General features: G+C 55.4%; 16 protein-coding genes. 2 read left to right on the forward strand and 14 right to left on the reverse strand.

The annotated features are described in order from the left end of the window. Positions 1-664: 664 nt before the first annotated feature. The 3 genes from LAO21_09480 to LAO21_09490 form a co-directional block, all read right to left on the reverse strand. Positions 665-1,060 (reverse strand): DUF86 domain-containing protein, encoded by a 396-nt coding sequence (locus tag LAO21_09480; GenBank protein ID MBZ5552938.1) that lies wholly within the window; start codon positions 1,058-1,060, stop codon positions 665-667. Between the two features lie 22 nt (positions 1,061-1,082). Next, entirely contained in the window at positions 1,083-1,496 is a 414-nt protein-coding gene (locus tag LAO21_09485) for a nucleotidyltransferase domain-containing protein (protein ID MBZ5552939.1), read from the reverse strand. Positions 1,497-1,995: 499 nt separating this feature from the next. Beyond that, positions 1,996-2,553 (reverse strand): hypothetical protein, encoded by a 558-nt coding sequence (locus tag LAO21_09490; protein ID MBZ5552940.1) that lies wholly within the window; start codon positions 2,551-2,553, stop codon positions 1,996-1,998. 240 nt (positions 2,554-2,793) lie between these two features. On the opposite strand from LAO21_09490, the gene apbC reads away from it, so the two are divergent. Beyond that, positions 2,794-3,882, forward strand: a complete 1,089-nt coding sequence (gene apbC, locus LAO21_09495) for an iron-sulfur cluster carrier protein ApbC (GenBank protein MBZ5552941.1) — start codon at positions 2,794-2,796, stop codon at positions 3,880-3,882. Between the two features lie 45 nt (positions 3,883-3,927). Here apbC and LAO21_09500 read toward each other — a convergent pair whose 3' ends face one another. From LAO21_09500 to LAO21_09550, 11 genes are all read right to left on the reverse strand, one after another. After that, on the reverse strand, positions 3,928-4,980 hold the full coding sequence (locus tag LAO21_09500) for a DUF1175 family protein (GenBank protein ID MBZ5552942.1): 1,053 nt from the start codon (positions 4,978-4,980) through the stop codon (positions 3,928-3,930). 195 nt (positions 4,981-5,175) lie between these two features. Next, a complete protein-coding gene (locus tag LAO21_09505; GenBank protein ID MBZ5552943.1) occupies positions 5,176-6,123 on the reverse strand; it encodes a hypothetical protein in 948 nt (315 codons plus the stop codon). Between the two features lie 73 nt (positions 6,124-6,196). Further along, a complete protein-coding gene (locus LAO21_09510; GenBank protein ID MBZ5552944.1) occupies positions 6,197-8,371 on the reverse strand; it encodes a DUF3488 and transglutaminase-like domain-containing protein in 2,175 nt (724 codons plus the stop codon). Between the two features lie 86 nt (positions 8,372-8,457). Continuing rightward, the gene (locus tag LAO21_09515) at positions 8,458-9,087 is read right to left on the reverse strand and encodes a uracil-DNA glycosylase (protein MBZ5552945.1); all 630 of its coding nucleotides are present in this window, start codon (positions 9,085-9,087) and stop codon (positions 8,458-8,460) included. A gap of 234 nt (positions 9,088-9,321) precedes the next feature. After that, on the reverse strand, positions 9,322-10,524 hold the full coding sequence (gene coaBC / locus LAO21_09520; protein MBZ5552946.1) for a bifunctional phosphopantothenoylcysteine decarboxylase/phosphopantothenate--cysteine ligase CoaBC: 1,203 nt from the start codon (positions 10,522-10,524) through the stop codon (positions 9,322-9,324). 57 nt (positions 10,525-10,581) lie between these two features. Next, complete coding sequence (rpoZ, locus tag LAO21_09525) at positions 10,582-10,806, reverse strand: DNA-directed RNA polymerase subunit omega (protein ID MBZ5552947.1); 225 nt, start codon at positions 10,804-10,806, stop codon at positions 10,582-10,584. After that, complete coding sequence (gmk, locus tag LAO21_09530; protein MBZ5552948.1) at positions 10,803-11,432, reverse strand: guanylate kinase; 630 nt, start codon at positions 11,430-11,432, stop codon at positions 10,803-10,805. Before gmk ends, rpoZ begins: the two co-directional genes overlap by 4 nt. Before the next feature lie 49 nt (positions 11,433-11,481). After that, positions 11,482-12,384, reverse strand: a complete 903-nt coding sequence (locus LAO21_09535) for a YicC family protein (protein ID MBZ5552949.1) — start codon at positions 12,382-12,384, stop codon at positions 11,482-11,484. A 216-nt stretch (positions 12,385-12,600) separates the two neighbouring features. Next, entirely contained in the window at positions 12,601-14,427 is a 1,827-nt protein-coding gene (locus LAO21_09540) for an ABC transporter ATP-binding protein/permease (GenBank protein MBZ5552950.1), read from the reverse strand. Between the two features lie 214 nt (positions 14,428-14,641). After that, positions 14,642-15,475 (reverse strand): ABC transporter permease, encoded by an 834-nt coding sequence (locus tag LAO21_09545; GenBank protein ID MBZ5552951.1) that lies wholly within the window; start codon positions 15,473-15,475, stop codon positions 14,642-14,644. Then, positions 15,475-16,395, reverse strand: a complete 921-nt coding sequence (locus tag LAO21_09550) for an ABC transporter permease (protein ID MBZ5552952.1) — start codon at positions 16,393-16,395, stop codon at positions 15,475-15,477. Before LAO21_09550 ends, LAO21_09545 begins: the two co-directional genes overlap by 1 nt. A 310-nt stretch (positions 16,396-16,705) precedes the next feature. Here LAO21_09550 and LAO21_09555 point away from each other — a divergent pair, with 310 nt between their 5' ends. After that, positions 16,706-17,140 (forward strand): hypothetical protein, encoded by a 435-nt coding sequence (locus LAO21_09555; GenBank protein MBZ5552953.1) that lies wholly within the window; start codon positions 16,706-16,708, stop codon positions 17,138-17,140. The last annotated feature ends 92 nt before the right edge of the window (positions 17,141-17,232 follow it).

A 17,232-nucleotide genomic window follows, 5' to 3' on the forward strand; every position in this document is an offset into this window, starting at 1 on the left:
CCCGAGGCATTCGATCGTCAGATATTCCAATGGGCTGCTTGGAGATTTCCTGAGCGCGACAGTCCCGCATCAATTGTTATCCCTCGTCCGAATTTCTGCAGTTTCAGACTGGTGAAGATCTGAAGGACCGGATTCAGCAGTTCATCTGGCACCCCTCCGGGGGCTCAACCCCCAGAAGGGTAATGGAGTGGTGTTCGGTTCTATTCGCCGCGGCGAATGCCACTCCTACGGAGTTGGATTATGATCGAGGGGGCAGCGACATTCGACAGCTGATCCATCCGCAGATTTCGCGGATGACGCAGAATTAGAACCAGTTCAAAGTTCTAGGTTCAACCCGCCACGGCGGCCAGGAGTTTAAAGTCGAAAGGTTCAAAAGGAGGTAATAGACGCGGGCGGCGGGATCTTTGACTTTCTTCAGTAATTCGACATGATGGCCCCAGGGGACAGGGGCGATCAATTCTCGCACCGCTTGTGAGAGAATTTAGGCCCTATTGGCTGTTTTTTTGCCCCCGAAATAATCCCCCGTTTGGTACCCTGGATCAGCAGCGAAGGGGTCTGCTTCGCCTATTTCGTCAAGGCCAGCTGGTCGGACCGGTCGGTCAAAAACAGTTCTGATAGTTCAGGCCGGGGGTGGGTATCCATCCCCGCTGCTCAATAGGGGAAACTAGGTGATCTTTAAGCCGAGGCAGGCACAGAAAGCGGCAAGGTCGGTGTGGGACTCTTCGACGATCCTTTGCAAAATATCGAGTTTCAAGGTCTGGTATTGATGCACGGCCACATTCCGAAATCCCACCATGGCATGCATGGTTTGAGCCAAATCCGGGGTAACCCGCCCTGATCGAGAGAGCAGATCAAATGCGTGAGCGCTGCTCTGGGGAATGCCCAAATGGTCACGGGCCACAACTCTCATCGCCAAATCAATGGCCGCCTGGCACGCTCGCTCCAGATTCAATATGATGGCATCCTGGCGAGTGAAGTCCTGAAGACGGGTCGGGTCGTTCGCATATTCCTCCGCGACGCGGCGCAGGCATCGTTCAATGATTCCAGCCTTATTGAGCATGACCTCATCTGGGGGAGCGGGATTATTCGTCAAGGGAATGCTCCCCCGTGTAGGCTTCAAGAACAGGCCGGCGATCCTCGCAGAGGCGGGCGTAATAAGATAGCGTCCGCATTTCGAAGTCGGCAATCGCCATTTCATCGGCCCCCAGGAGGCGCTCTCCACCAGTTACCACTTCATGACAGTGAACCACCGATGAGCCCAAATCCAGGACAGAGATATCAACGGGACAACCCATCAACGATTCCAGGTCTCCGCACAGTTGAAGTAAAACCCGTTCCGGAACGCTCTCCCCGGAAGGCATTAGGACCGCGATATCTAAATCGCTCTCCGGATGAACGGCGCCACTGACTTGGGAGCCATAGGCGTAAATCGCCAACACAGGCGGGATGGCTGCCTGAATTGCGGCAATGAGATCGCGGACGCGGGTCTTGTCCATGGAACGATGTTAATGCATTCCGAAAGGTTCGTCAAAGATAGTCTATCGGTCTGTTCAGTCAGAAAACCTGTCTGTTTCGTCTATTTGGTCTGCTTCGTCCATTTCGTCAAGTGCGCCAATCCAGAAAAACCACGATTCAAATGTTGTGGGGTCAGATCCGGACAACTACAAATTCCGAGGAAACGGCGAGGCGCACGGCTGGAAGCCTCGATTCATCGAACCCTGATTCTCAAGCGGGACCAAACCCAGCACCCCGTTAACGGGACGCTTCAAATAAATCAACCCCGATGAATCGGGGTAGCTGCTTCGGGGGGATCGTTACCCGCCGGTGAACCGGGGGGCTGTACGAAGGCAAGTCCGCTGAAGCGGACTCGACGACGCTCAGGCAACGGAAAGACGGAATGAGGAACAAAGCATTAGGGTCTAAATTTTCAATTTTGATGTTTGTGCAGGAGAAACATTGAGGATTTAGAATTGACCCTAAAATGATACGCCGAAATCATATCCTGCCGCTTAAATGTAGATTGCAAAGATACGACTCCAATGAATGCTTGAAGCAAATTCCAAATTCCAAACCGCCAAATTCCAAATAAAAACCAAATTCCAAAATCCAAAAAAGCCAGGAAGAGAAAGGCCGGCAACCCCGATGAATCGGGGTAGCGGCTTTGGGGGGATTGTTACCCGCCATGGTTGGAACAAAATCCAAATTCCAAATCCCAAATTCCAAACAAAAATCAAATTCCAAAATCCAAAAAAGCCAGGAAGTGAAAGGCCGGCAACCCCGATGAATCGCGGTAGCTGCTTTGGGGGGATCGTTACCCACCATACTTGAAGCAAATTCCAAATTCCAAACCGCCAAGTTCCAAATAAAAACCAAATTCCAAAATCCAAAAAAGCCAGGAAGAGAAAGGCCGGCAACCCCGATGAATCGGGGTAGCTGCTTCGAGGGGATCGTTACCCACCATACTTGAAGCAAATTCCAAATTCCAAACCGCCAAATTCCAAATAAAAACCAAATTCCAAAATCCAAAAAAGCTAGGAAGAGAAAGGCCGGCAACCCCGATGAATCGGGGTAGCTGCTTTGGGGGGATTGTTACCCGCCGGTGAACCGGCGCTGTACGAAGGCAAGTCCGCTGAAGCGGACTCGAGGACGCTCAGGCAACGGAAAGACGGAATGAGCAATTGCATTCCCTTGGAAACTACATTAAAATGGCATTTATTTCACCACACCTCAATTGCCGGCAGGGAAAAGCAAGATTGCTCTTCAACCTTGTGTATCGACTCAAAGGGAGTTGCCATGGAAGACCAGAGTGTCCAAGTCACTGAATCAGCGGTACTCAATGCGTTGAGGGCAATCAACGATCCGGATCTGCACCGCGACATCGTCGCCCTCGGTTTCGTTCAGGAAGTCAAGATCTGCGGGGGACAGGTGGCGTTCAAGATCGTGCTCACAACCCCGGCGTGCCCGGTTCGTGACAAGATGCGGGACGAGGCGAAGGCCGTGGTCTCCGCGCTCCCTGGAGTCACTCAGGTCAATGTTCAAATGGATGCCAAAGTAGTGGCCACCATGGGCATCCCCGAAAAACAGTCGATTGCCGGCATCCGCAACATCCTGGTGGTGGGCAGCGGTAAAGGCGGTGTCGGAAAATCCACGGTTGCTGCCAACCTCGCCATTTCGCTGGCCAATATGGGAGCCCGGGTGGGCCTGATGGATGGTGATATCTATGGCCCCAACATCCCCCTGATGCTGGGAATCACCGAGCAGCCCATCGTTCAAAACGAGCGCGTCGTCCCGGTCATCAAGCATGGGTTGAAGGTCATTTCCATGGGGTTTTTCAACCGCGGGGATACGCCGGTCATCTGGCGCGGACCCATGCTCCACAGCGCGATCCAGCAGTTTCTCAAGCAGGTGAGCTGGGGGGAACTCGATTATCTTATGGTGGATTTGCCGCCGGGAACGGGCGATGTTCAGCTGACGTTGGTGCAATCGGTGCCCCTGACGGGTGCGGTGGTTGTCTCCACGCCGCAGGATGTGGCGCTGCAGGACGCCCGCAAGGCCATCATGATGTTCAAACAGATGAAGGTGGACATCCTGGGGGTGGTGGAGAACATGAGTTACTTTCTCTGTCCCCAATGCCACCACCGGAGCGATATTTTTTCACACGGCGGAGCGAGGAAGGCGAGCGAGAAATTTGACGTTCCGTTCCTGGGTGAAATCCCCCTGGACGTCTCCATTCGTGAGGGCGGTGACACGGGCTTGCCCATCACCGTCACTCAGCCCGACTCTGATCTTTCAAAGGTCTTTACCCGGGTGGCCGAGCAACTCGCCGCGCAAATCAGCATATCGAACTTTAAACAACCCGGAGTCCCCGCAGGGGTCATGTAATAAGCACTCAGCGGCCCGGGGGTACGCGATCTCAAGAGTGAGAATCTAATAGAGAATCTTCAACCTGAAGAATCCTAAGAAGAATTTGTTTGACTCCACTGGCCGCAGTCGTGGCTCGGGATCCTGTTCGAGCAGGTCGAGCCGTGTTTCTTTCACTGCCCCGGCTCCCCCCGCACGACCCTCCTCGTAATAAACCACGTTGTCCTGTTGCCCCAAAGACTTGATGGAGCTGTCCTTCAAGAAGATCATAACCAGGTAAGGTGAATCCCGGACCCCCGGGGTTGAATAAAAAATCAGATCGCCTCTCTGAGCGCGATCCCGGTCCTTCCCGGTGAACGTCACATTGAATTCCTTCAGGGAGCCCGCGTCGACCCAATCTGAGAAAAATTCATTCGCAAGGTCAGTAGGAAGGTAGGCCCCCCCTCGCGTCCGGAAGATCTTCTCGCCCAGCGGTGTCATCGGGAAGCTGTACTTCTCGATGGAGGGTAATGGCAGGAGGGCGCCAAACCGTCTTTGCCAGGTGTCCGAATGCCTTCGCAGTGCCTCCCGAATGGCAAAGCACACAAAACCTGCCGCATGATGCTCGCCCGCCGGCCAATCCGGGCTCATCTGACGGACCTGGAGATCGGCGATCGATGTGAAGGCGCGCCGAAAATTCTCCCGGTCGGTGAAGGAGGTGAGCTGGAAGGAGTCCGGAAACCCGTCCTGGTTTGAATCTGTGCTGACGGTATGGGTAAACACACGCACCTCGCCGGCCGCTGCGTTGTGCACTTTGAAGCGAATCACCGCTTCTCCTTCGGCGGCCCTGGACTTGATAAAGTACGAGACTCCCCGCTCACTCAACCGTACTTCGTCCGTTGGAAACAGATTGACAAAGTCAGCGCCTTGGACGATCTGAGTGCTGATCTTCGGATGGGGGAAAAAGATTCGGCGTACTCTCGGCATCTCGACCTGAATACGAACAGGTGTCCGGGAGATACCATCCGCAGGAAGGTCAATTCGACCCGGTCCAACAATAATCTTTGAGGGAAGCAGGAAGGAAATGCCGAGAATCCCGAGCAGGACCAGATAAATACTGACAAATAGTTTTTTTCGCATCGAGCTGGAGCGCGGAGCGGGGCCATTGGATTCTAACAAGGCTAATCGGGACAGAATTAATTCAACCCTTGGAGACAATTCAGCCCTTCAGGGGAAGTCAGAAGTCGGATGTCAGAAGTCAGAGCTCAGAAGAAGAACACCTCCAATGAATAACCTGTGGGGGGAGAATTGCATCCATCCTCTTCTGTGTTCGTCCTACGAATCAACGAAAGACGACTGCATCAGGGGGGTCTCTTTCTCCCGGGCTTTCCCCGCCCGGAAGTTGACAAATTCAAACATCACAAAGCACTCCACACAAAAGGGAGGGAATCCAAGGTATCCCGCCAGAGGCATTTCAAAGATTTTCGCCCCTTGCATGATCGGGAACACATACTTCCAGCGTGCGATCGCCCAAAAGTTCCAGAACTCCCAGAGAAAACCGCAGAACAAGCCCGCCAGCAACATGGAGTAAATCTCCCGGCGGTGGCCTCTGATCCAATCCCGCCAGAGCGATCGTCGCCCCAACCAGTAATTGATCGGGTCCAAGGCAAAAATCATTCCCAGCCAAACGGAACCGAAAAGGTAGGACGCGGCCGGCTGGGGAACCATTAAAGGAAAGACCAGCATGACCGATCCGATCAGGAGACTGCCGACAAGAAGGCGTCGGGAGGGCACGGCTGAAACGACCTCGGGGGAAGGCTCGAAAATCTCGAGGGCATTCAGCAGGTCGGTCGTTTCAAACAGCGCCGGCCAGATGGTTGCGAAGGCCCAGCCATATCCGAGATATCGCAGAAACATATCCTGAGGGAGATTCAAATAGGACCAGTTTCTGAGATGGAGATTGTAGGCCTCAAACACAAGCCAGAGCGGGATCGACCACAACGCCAACCAGAAAAAACTTCGGGGAGAGTCTTTGAGGCGCGAGCGGGAGGTCAGTCGATACACGGCTGCGTCCGCCACCAGGATATAGCCCGACCACACCAGCGGAGTGAAGTAATGGACGACAAAATACACCTTCATCCGAAGCAGACCCTCCGCCGCAAGAATCACAAAGAGGCCGAGGAGGCCATACACCGGCCAAGGCCTTTTCTTCTCAATCCGCGCATAACGGAGCGCGAACCACAGAACCATCAGCATGAGCATCAAAATCCCAGTCCAAGCCATGAATCATTCCCCCTACTGCCCGAAACATACGGCGGGCTCTATGCATTGTACCAAGTTTTTTGGTTTCTGCCCTTCACAGGTTGCTTCTTTCGAATTGGAGTCTTGACCTGAAAGCAAGAAATGTCTGGGCATTTAGGCGGGACGGATCGTACCGCAGCGCATTGTAAAGCATGGCGAGTTCAACTGCCACCGCGCGAATTCGCGCGTCACCGATCGACTGCGAAAACTCCATGGGTGTCTGGTTGGGGTGGCGATGGAATCCGCGGCGAGCGAGTGTCTTTAACCACTGTGAGAAGATCTCTGTGACCAGATGGGGTTGAGGCGACCGGACGAGCCGGCGGTGGCGTACCAGGCGCCATATCCCCCATGCCCCGAGGAGAATGAGCAGTCCGCCCCCTCCCCACAGAAACGATCGTCCCCCCCGCTCCCACAGGCGCGGTTGTCCGGAAAATGGTTGAGCCGAGAACAAGGCCGTACGCAAATAACTCGAGAAGGCCGTCGTCCAAGCCAACCAGATTTGTTCCATGGCGTTCTTGAAGGACAGGGCCTTGCCCTGGAGACCTTGAAACAGCGTGACCTGATGGAAGGCATCGTACCCCACAATCCAATTGATCCAGAACAACTCCAGGGCGTCGAGATAATGATTCAAGGTGATCCAGGCGGTGGATTGTACGGTCGGTGCCACCGCCGGGGTAGGATCGAACGCCACCCAGCCATATCCTGGAAAGAACACCTCCACCCAACTGTGGGCATCCGCCTGCCGGACAATAAAATCCCCTCCGATTGCATTGTATTCCCCGGTCTGAAAACCATTGACCACTCGAGAGGGGATTCCCAGGGTCCGCAATAGGATGGCCATCGAGGACGCGAAGTATTCACAGTGCCCTCGACGGGTCACGAACAAGAATTGGGCGATCGGATCGTCCTCTCGCACGGCAGGCAAATCCAGTGTGTATCCAAAATTCTCCCTCAAGTATCGTTCGACACTCCGGGCGCGATCGTAGTTGTTGGTGTCCCCCCGCGTCATCCTCATGGCCAAATCAGGAATTCGGGGGTCGATCGCCGGGAGAGCCAGATAATCTTCTCCAAAGTCCGGGGGATAATCCGTGCCCGCCTGACGGAGTGTTGTGGCCGGAGGGGGACCGATATCGGAGACGGCGTCATAACGGATGCGAGTGTACGGCTGGCGTATCATCACAAAAGAATCGCCCTTGTTCATCCGCACTTGCGCCTGGATCTGGATGGCCCGGGCCCGGGCTGCCGCAAACAGCACTTCGGTGGAGATCGGTTCCAGGAAGACCTGATAACGGACAAGGCGGTGAGGCGGTGGGATTTGCTCCGGAAGAACATGGTAGCTGGCGCTGGCGTCCCGCGACAATTTTCCCGGATCAATTTCAAGACTTCGGCGCCAGGAGTTTCCGATAAACCAGTTCAAGGCGATGCCTCGCCACTTCACCCCCTCGAATTGGCGCGGGTCGCCCTCCACCTTTACCCGCATCACAATCGACAGGTTCTTCTTTAGAGAGCCGACCGAACCGAACTGAACCGTGGTCGAGAACCCTGTCAGGGATTGCGTCGGGGAATTCAACCGGCTGAAAAAACCTGCTCCCACGCGAGGCAGAGCAAAGAAAAACAGGACGGCAGAGGCAACAATCCCGATGCTCAACGTGGCGGAGGCCGCAGCCAGGGCCCCGTACAAACGACGGGGTCTGATGGGGGCTGCAACCAGGCGGGCAGCCCCGTCGTCGGCCTTCCGGGGGGCCCCGGCGCTCAGTTCCTGCTGGGAACGTTTGATTTCGAAGCTGGTCAGGGTGGATATGACCAGCGTCAAAAAGGCTAGGAAGGCCACGAAAAACGATGCATTGATGGTCATGGCGGCCGCGGCCAACAATTCCATGAAGGCAATTCCGATCAAGTAGAAATAATCCTTGTCCTTCTTCTCGGAGAAGAACTTCAGAATCTGAATGAAGATGAGAAGGTGGATGGCAGCTTCCACGAAAGACCGGGAGAGCCACGCCATATCCAGGAGAAAGACCGCGATGTAGACCTTGGAAAAGAGGGAGACGCGCTCAGCCGGCAGGTGGAAGGATCGTCGTTTCAGACCGAGATACAAATAGACCGAGTACGCCAGCGAAAAGACCAGGATTGAGGGAAAGTCCACTCGGCCCGTCGACGCCAGGGTGAAGAAGCCGACCGCGAGCAGGAGGTTCACAGAGGTTTGGAAATAGACATCTGCGCGCGATTTCATTTTGAATTAAGTCCGAACAGACATCCGGCTGGACGGTAAAGGTGCAGCAGTGTGGTTCGGGAGAGCGCTCGCCCATCGGGGCGCCTCTACAAGGCGTTCACAAATCTCAGATAGTCACGCACCTTCTTCATGTCTTCCCACACCTCGCGCTTCTTGTCAGGCCAGCGCAAGCAGTACGCAGGGTGAAAAGTCGCCATCAGCTTGATTCCGTTGTAATCCAACCACTGACCTCGTATCTGCGTGATCCCCGTCTTGATTTTGAGCAAGGTCTGCATGGCGGGGGAACCCAGACATACAATTACCTTGGGCCGGACCGATTGGATCTGCCGGCTCAAGAAAGGCTCGCAGGAGTCGATTTCATCCCGCTCAGGAGCGCGGTTCTCCGGAGGACGACACTTGATGACATTGCAGATGTATACATCCTCGCGCTTGAGACTGATGGCTTCAATGATCTTCGTCAGCAGTTGACCCGCGCGTCCGACGAAGGGCAGTCCCTGTTCATCTTCATCAGCGCCTGGCGCCTCTCCCACAAACATCAGTGCGGCCCGGGGGTGCCCGGTGCCGAACACAATATGCTTCCGGAGCGGCGCCAGCTTGCATCGCTGGCAGTCGCCGAGATCGGAGCGGATTTCATCAAGTGTTTCTTGCCGGGTTGAGGGTTCAACCGGCGAGAACAGGGAACCGGTTTGGGGAGGGGGAACCGAGCTGGCAAACATCGCGGAGGATGCCGGCTGCGGATCAGAGGCGCTCGGCGAGGGAACCGGTGTGGCGCCCCGATCGGGCTCAGCCTCCCGCGGCACATCGCCTCTGGGTCTGTGGATCCGATCCGCGCTGAGTTCGCTGATCCCGATCTCCCTCAAATAATCGAGGATGTCTTGGATGGACTTCGATGGGTTCAATGGAGTAAGTAAATGCAGCTCCCGGATGTCTATCGGGACAGCGACCCTGGGTCATCGCTTCCGCAACTGAATAACCTCGTCGAGGATCTTGCCGGCCACTTTGGCCTTCGCCATGAGGGGGACATCTCTCACTGAACCATCCGGACGCAACAACTGAACATGGTTCGTGTCGACGTCGAAACCGGCGCCCACCTCGTTCAAGTCGTTGGCGACGAGAAGGTCCAGGTTTTTCGATTTCAATTTCTGCTTTGCCCCCTCCAGGGACATACCTGTCTCGGCCGCGAACCCGACCAGGAATTTTCCGTTCTTCGACCGGCCGAGAGAGGCCAGAATATCCTCCGTCGGCTCCACTTCAATGGCAGCAGGCAGTTCTTCTTTTTTGATCTTTGAAGCGCCCGGGTGGGCGGGGCGGACATCCGCGACGGCGGCCGCCTTGATGACAATTGTTGAGTTCTTAAAGTGTTTCCCGACCGCTTCTCCCATTTCGGCAGCGGTTCGCACCGGCACAAATTCCACTCCCGTAGGAGGTTCAAGGGCGGTGGGACCGCTCACCAGGGTAACCCGGGCTCCTCGCCGCATCGCCTCTTCAGCCAGCGCATAACCCATCTTGCCCGAAGAACGGTTTGTAATGTAACGGACGGGATCAATGTCCTCCTGTGTCGGCCCGGCGGTGATGAGGATCGACTCGCCCACCAGGTCGTCGGTCAACCCCAGCGTCTCGCAAACGGCTTCGAGAATCTTGTCATTGGCGGCGAGTCGTCCCTGTCCCACCATCCCGCAGGCCAGATAACCTTCCTCGGGCTCGACCACGCGCACGCCCCGGGCCCGGAGCGTGGCCACGTTTTCCTTGACCGCCGGGTGGTCCCACATTTCGCAATTCATCGCGGGCGCGACCACGACAGCGGCCTTCGTGGCCAGATAGAGGGTTGAAAGGAAGTCGTCGGCCACTCCGTGAGCGAACTTTCCCAGGACGTCGGCCGTCGCCGGCGCCACCAGCAGCAGGTCGACCGATTGGGCCACGGCGATATGTTCAATGGCTGATTCAACATTGGACGAAGCCGTTCCGGAGCGGTCGAACATCTCCGTAATCACCTTTTGGCCGGAAAGGGCCGCAAAGGTCAGCGGCGCCACGAATTCCTGGGCGTGATGGGTCATTACGACTTGCACATCGAGGTGGCGTTGTTGCAGGAGCCGGAGCAATTCCGCCGCCTTGTAGGCGGCAATACACCCTGTCACTCCCAGCGCGACCTTCATTTGTCAACTCGCTCTTCGGCTGCCCCCGGGCAGACGCTCGGGTCCGCAGACGGGGGACTATTTTTTCTTCTTTTTCTCGCTCACCTCTTCCCCCTCGTCGGGAGGAGGAAGAATTTCGAATTTCAAGGCGCGTTGTTCCAGCTCTTCGCGGGCTGTGCGCGTCGGCTTCTTGCCGGTGGCCGGCATGAGCGGAGGGCTCCCGCTCTGCAATTGACGCGCTCGTTTTGCGGCGAGCAGAACATACCGAAATTTGCTGTCCACTCCGGGTGGAAGCTTAATCATTCTGGATTGCCTCCAAAGGTATGAAGAATATTCTCGATCTGTTTCTCCAAACGCGACTGACTTGCTCGATGAGCAACAATGATGGAGCGGAGCGCATCAGTGGCACGGTTGATTTCGTCATTGATGATCACGTAATCGTACTTACTGTACTCCTGGATTTCCTGTCGTGCCCGGCCCAGGCGTTCCCGAATCACCTCATCCCCGTCTGAGCTGCGCCCGCGCAACCGCTGTTCCAGGCTCGCGAAGGAGGGAGGAAGCACAAAAATGGAGGGCGCTTCCCTTCCAAAACGTTGCTTCACCTGCGCCGCACCCTGCACATCGATGTCCAGGATGACATCGTCGCCCGACAACCGGACGGCCTCGATCGCCTGCCAGCTGGTCCCGTAATGGTTGCCGAAGACAACGGCATGTTCGACGAACTTCTCCTCCTGAATCATCCGCTCGAATTCGTCACGTGTCACGAAGAAATAATCGACGCCATGCTGCTCCCCCGGGCGGGCGGGCCGGGTGGTATGAGAAATGGAAAAGCGCAGGCGGCCCACTTCCTTCAGAACTCGTCTGACCAGCGTCGATTTTCCCGATCCCGAGGGGGCTGAGACAATAAACAGGACTCCTGAATTTTGCACATCCACCGCGCGGTCACCCCGATCCGGTTGCCCTTCAACTCGTTCCGGCTTAGACGACATTCTGGACTTGCTCGCGCAACTTCTCAATCTCCGCCTTGATTTCAAGGGCGCGATCACTGGCTTCCCGAGCCCCGCCGAAGGCGCTGGATGTCTTCGATAAGATCGTGTTTGTCTCGCGGTGCATCTCCTGGAGGAGAAAATCCAGCCGCTTCCCAATCTCCCCTTCGCTATCCAGCAACGCCAGGAACTGTTTGACGTGACTCTTGAGCCGGGTCACCTCTTCGGTAACGTCGCCTTTCTCAGCCAGGTACGCCACCTCCTGCGCCAACCGGGCGGGATCCACGTTGGCCGACTGCGTGAGCCGCATGACTTCTTCTTTCAACTTCTCGAAAATTGCCTGGACGTTCGATTCCAGGGCCTTCTCGATGAAGTCCACGTGTTGTCCGATGACGCCGGTCCTCCCCCGGACATCGTTCTCCAATTGCTTTCCTTCCAGGCTTCGCATCGCCTGCATCTCAGAAACGGCCTTTTGCAGGGCCTGTTCAAGAACGGGGTGGAACCTTTCCTTCAGCTGCTCGTTACTCAGGAGGTCGGCGTTTCCGAAGGTGACCACGTTGGGCAACCTGAGAATCGAATCCAGATTCAGCTCGCTGTTGAGATTGAACTTGGTCTTGATCTCGTTCGCAGCACGAAGGTACGCTGCGGCCACGGGTGCATTGATTTTTACAGACACCTCGCCCGTGTTGTCCATGATCACGTTGACGATGATCGAGCCCCGGACAAGCTTTTCCTTAAGGAGCGCCTTCATCTCATTCTCGAACGGCTGCAATTCCTGCGGCATCCTTAAGGTGGCATCGAAATGGCGATGATTGACAGACTTCAAGCTGATGGTGATGACAAAATCAGCACCCTTGACCTGCCCTTGTCCAAACCCGGTCATGCTGAGAATCATTGGTTGGTTCCTGAATAAGCCATCAGCATTCAGCTATCAGCTGTCAGCAGTCAGCTCTTAGCCATCAACCCTGAAGCTGGGTCTTGTTCAAACTCTATAGTTGATACTGAGGCCAAATCGCATTTTTCTCTAAAAATAAGGTCCTAAAGAACTGATAGCTGACTGCTGATAACTGAAAGCTGATAGCTGAAGGCTGACAGCTGATCGCTGTCTCTTCTAACTTGCCTCCACCCACGGAGCGAAATCGGTCTCGGCGAATTGAATCTCATAGAGACGCTGGTAGACCCCGCCATGATCCAACAGGTCCTGATGGGTCCCAACTTCCTGAACCTGGCCGTCTTGTAACACCACGATTTTATCGGCGCTCCGGACCGTGGACAGCCGATGGGCAATGACAAACACCGTGCGCCCTTTCATCAGGTTTCCCAAGGCGCGCTGGACGTAAAGCTCTGATTCCGAGTCAAGCGCTGAAGTCGCCTCGTCCAGGATCAAAATCGGAGGGTTCTTCAAAATCGCCCTCGCGATCGCAATTCTCTGACGCTCTCCACCGGAAAGCCGCTGTCCCCGCTCCCCGATCACCGTGTCGTATCCCTTTGGCATCTGCTGGATAAAATCGTGGGCCAAGGCCGTGTGGGCAGCCTGCTCAATGTCTTCCTGGCTGGTCTGAGGACGGCCATAGGCAATGTTGCTGCGTACGCTATCGTTAAACAGGATCGTCTCCTGTGTGACGATGCCGACATGAGCCCGGAGCGATTCCCGGGTGAATTCACGGATATCACTTCCATCCACCATGATGTGCCCGCCGGTCACCTCAAAGAACCGGGGGATCAGATTCAGCAATGTGGTCTTACCGGAGCCGCTTGAACCCACGACGGCGACGACTTCTCCTTTTTTCACCGTCAGGGAAACTTCTTTTAGAATCGGCCCCTCGTGGTCGTAGCTGAAACTCACCCTGTCAAAAATAATTTGGTCCCGGAACTCGACCAGGGGTCGGGCTTTGGCGTCGTCGGCCTTTTCTTCCGGCAGCTCCAGGAACTCAAAGACGCGGGAGGTCGACCCCATGGCCTGCTGAAACGCATTGTTAATTCCGCTCATCCGCCGGACCGGGTCATACATCTTAAACAGCGCGAACATGAACGCAATAAACGTTCCCGGGGTCATCCTTCCAGAGTGAATTTCCGTCTGAGCGTAATACAACAACCCGCCAATGACGACCGCTCCCAGCACTTCCATTAAAGGGGATGAAAGCGATTGGACGCGCACCCACTTGAGATTCAAATGCAGCAATTTCCGGCTGGCTTCCTTGAACTTCAGGAACTCAAACCGCTCCATGACGAAGGCCTTCACAATCCGTATGCCGGTAATCGTCTCGTGGAGAATGTTTGAAATGTCCGCCATGTTGTCCTGGCTGGAGCGCGTTGTGCGGCGGATCTTCCGTCCGAACTTCACCGAAGGGAGCGCCACCAGGGGGGCCAGGAGCACGGCCACCAGGGCCAACAACCAATTCATAGAGACCAGAACACAAACCATCCCCACCAAAGTAAAAATCTGGCGCAAGGCGTCTGCCATCACTGTGGAGGCGGCATTCTGAATTTTCTCAATATCGTTGGTCACGCGAGAGATGAGCCGGCCGGTCGAATTTCCATGAAAGAACGAGGCCGGTTGGTTGAGGATCTTTTTATACAGGTCGTTCCTGAGATTCATCACCACCGACTGGCCCACAAAACTGATCAGGTAATTCCCGGAATAGTCACACAGGGCTTTGCCCAAAGCTGTTCCCACAATGAAAAGAGCCACGCCCAGCCATAACGAGTAATTTCTCAGCGGAATCAGGTAGATGAGATCAACAGTCTTGTGGAGCAGGGGAAGCGGAAGAACAGAAGCGACAGGGGTGGGAGTGAGGATCTTATCAAAGACGATTTTCAGCGTGAGCGGGACCAAGGCCTCAAAGGCGCCGACTGCGGCCATCAGCACTACGGCCAGCAAGAAGATTGCCAGATAATTGCGAACGTAATGGAAGAGTTTTCGGGTGTCGTTTTGCATGCTTTGAAACAGACGAATAAAAACCACTCATTATACTGGACTTTTGCGAAAAAGACAATTTCCAGAGCCACGCGGATTTCAGCGAACCGTTTGCCCAGAAATTACCGGAGGGCACTCCCTGAGTGTTGCGGCCCTACGGAACCACGGGCTGGTTCAACCAGATGTTCTTCAACACACTGAGGTTGTCTGAGCCTACGTGTTAAACAGAAAGGAACTACAGCTTCGACCCCTTGGTATCAAAGAAATCTCGCAAGGCGTCGCCGAGAAAATTGAACGCCAGGACCGCCAGCATCACCGCCACGGCGGGAAAGAGGACCAGATGGGGCGCGTCGAAAAGGTGGATACGGCCATCATTCAACATGGAGCCCCAACTGGGGGTTGGAGGGGGGACACCCAATCCAAGAAAGCTGAGTGTGGCCTCGGCAAGGATCGTGTTCGCCATGCCCAGGCAAGCCTGCACCACGATCGGCTGAATCGTATTGGGAACCATGTGAATGAAGATCACGCGCGCACTGGAGGCGCCCGAAGCCCGGGCGGCTGTGACGAAATCCATTTCCTTCGTCTTAAGAAACTGTGCGCGCGCGAGACGTGCAAATCCGATCCATCCGATCAGGCAAAGCGCCAGGATCAGTCGCGACAGCCCCGGTCCCAAAAAGGCGATAAAGGCAATTGCCAGCAGGACCCCGGGAAAGGCCATGAAACTGTTGATCAACACAATATTCAAAACGAGGTCCAGTGAACCGTTGAAATATCCGCCGATGGCCCCGAGATAACTCCCAATCAGGAAGGACACCAGCATGACCGCCACGCTGACCGTAATTGAAATGCGGGTCCCATAGATCACCCGGGAAAGGACGTCACGGCCCAATTCGTCACTGCCCAGCCAATGGGTGGTCGAGGGGCCGTTCAGACGGTTGGCGAGGTCCTGAACTGCCGGGTCGTAGGGCGAAATCCATCCTGCACATATCGCCACCACAATCAGCAGTGCGACAAACCCTGCGCTGAATAGAGCGAGCCGGTTGTTTGGGAACATCACGTCAGGAGACATCATTCGATTCGAATGCGCGGATCGACAAGAAGATAAGCCAGGTCGGTCAGGAAGTTCACTCCAATGTAAGTCAGCGCGATCGCCAGGATGCATCCCTGGACCAAAGGATAGTCACGAAACTGGATCGCCTGGAGGGTGAGTCGACCGATGCCGGGCCAGGAAAAAATGGATTCGGTGACAAAGGTTCCGGCGAGCAGGTTCCCAAATTGCAGCCCGACCACCGTGACAATCGGAATCATGGAGTTCTTCAAGGCATGCTTGTATAGGACGGTGCGCCGCGGCAATCCCTTGGATAAGGCGGTCCGGAGATAATCCTGGCCGAGTTCCTCGAGCATTGCCGAGCGAACCATTCGCGTCGTCACCGCCGCCAACCCGAGCCCGAGGGTGACCGCCGGAAGGACGAGATGGCTCAATCCTCCGATGCCGGAAACCGGGAGCCACATCAGCTGGATTGAAAAAAGCAGGATCAGCAGCGGCCCCAGGGCAAAGTTGGGGAGTGAAAGTCCTAGCAGTGAAAAAAAGCTGATCCACCGATCTTGCCCGGTATTCGATTTGACGGCGGCGTGGATGCCCGCCGGGATGGAGAACAGCAAAGCGAGCACCAGGCTCGCCAGACTCAGTTCCATCGTGGCAGGATAGCGCCTGAGCAGGGTTCTCAGGACCGGTTCCTGGTACCGAAATGAGGTCCCGAGGTTCCCGTGTAACAGATTGCCCACGTAGTGAATGTACTGGACGTAAACGGGCTGATCCAACCCCAGCGCGTGCCGGAGTTGTTGGACATCGACGGGCTGGGCGCCTTCCCCCAACATTTGAAGAACGGGGTCACCGGGGACAAGGTGGACGAGAAGGAAAATAAAGGTGACGACAACAAAGATGCTGAGTCCCATGAAAGCAAATCGTCGAAGAAATATGAGAAACATGAGTCTCGCGATTCAGTCGAAGATGGGTCCCAGATGGAGCCCTTGAAACGGCACTCAGGATTGCAAATTCAACGGTCCGGGGCAGGCCGTCTTGGGGCCCAAATGAAAATCAGCATTTCTCCATTCAGGGTGCTCAATCAGACCACCGCTCCTGAACGGGCATTATAACAAAACACCCCCTGGAGGCCGCCTCAACTCTGCGGGTAAGAGGAACCCCAGGCAACCCCACCGCCTCCATTATGAATCAACATGCTGTTGTGAATAGAAGTTGATATTCAGAATTTCATTCTGATAGAATGACGCGTCCCGAATGAGATTGCATACCAGAGCGACGACGAAGGCCTTGTACCGCAGAGAGCGGCGCATGATTTCCATCCTTGTGCTTTGCGCCTTCTCGTTCTTTTCATTTGCCCTCTCCCTGGAGCACACCTGCCTGACCCAACAGGGACTTGACTTGTCCCAGGTTGCTCCTGCAATTTCCAGCTCATCCGGGGCGGCCGGGACTGTTGTATCCCCTCACCCCTCATTTTCCAGCCTTCGTGGAACAGCAACAAACCAGGGGGACGGCATTTGTCTGGCCTGCGCATGGTCGCAGTCGCTGATCAAGCAGGTGGCGATCGTTCACCTGATCAGCCCTTCCCTGGTGAATTCCCTGCTGCTGACACCTTCCGATCGAGTCACTCCATTCCTGGATTTGTGCCTGGCCATGCAAAAAAGAGGCCCCCCCCGCGTATCTGCATGCTAATTCCCTGATCTTCTTCGATTTGAACTCTAACGATCTTTGACTGCAAGATGTGTAACCCGCTTGCAGGAAAGCTATTGCCAATGCAACAGCTT

This window comes from Terriglobia bacterium, assembly GCA_020073085.1.
Classification (GTDB): Bacteria; Acidobacteriota; Terriglobia; order JAIQFV01; family JAIQFV01; genus JAIQFV01.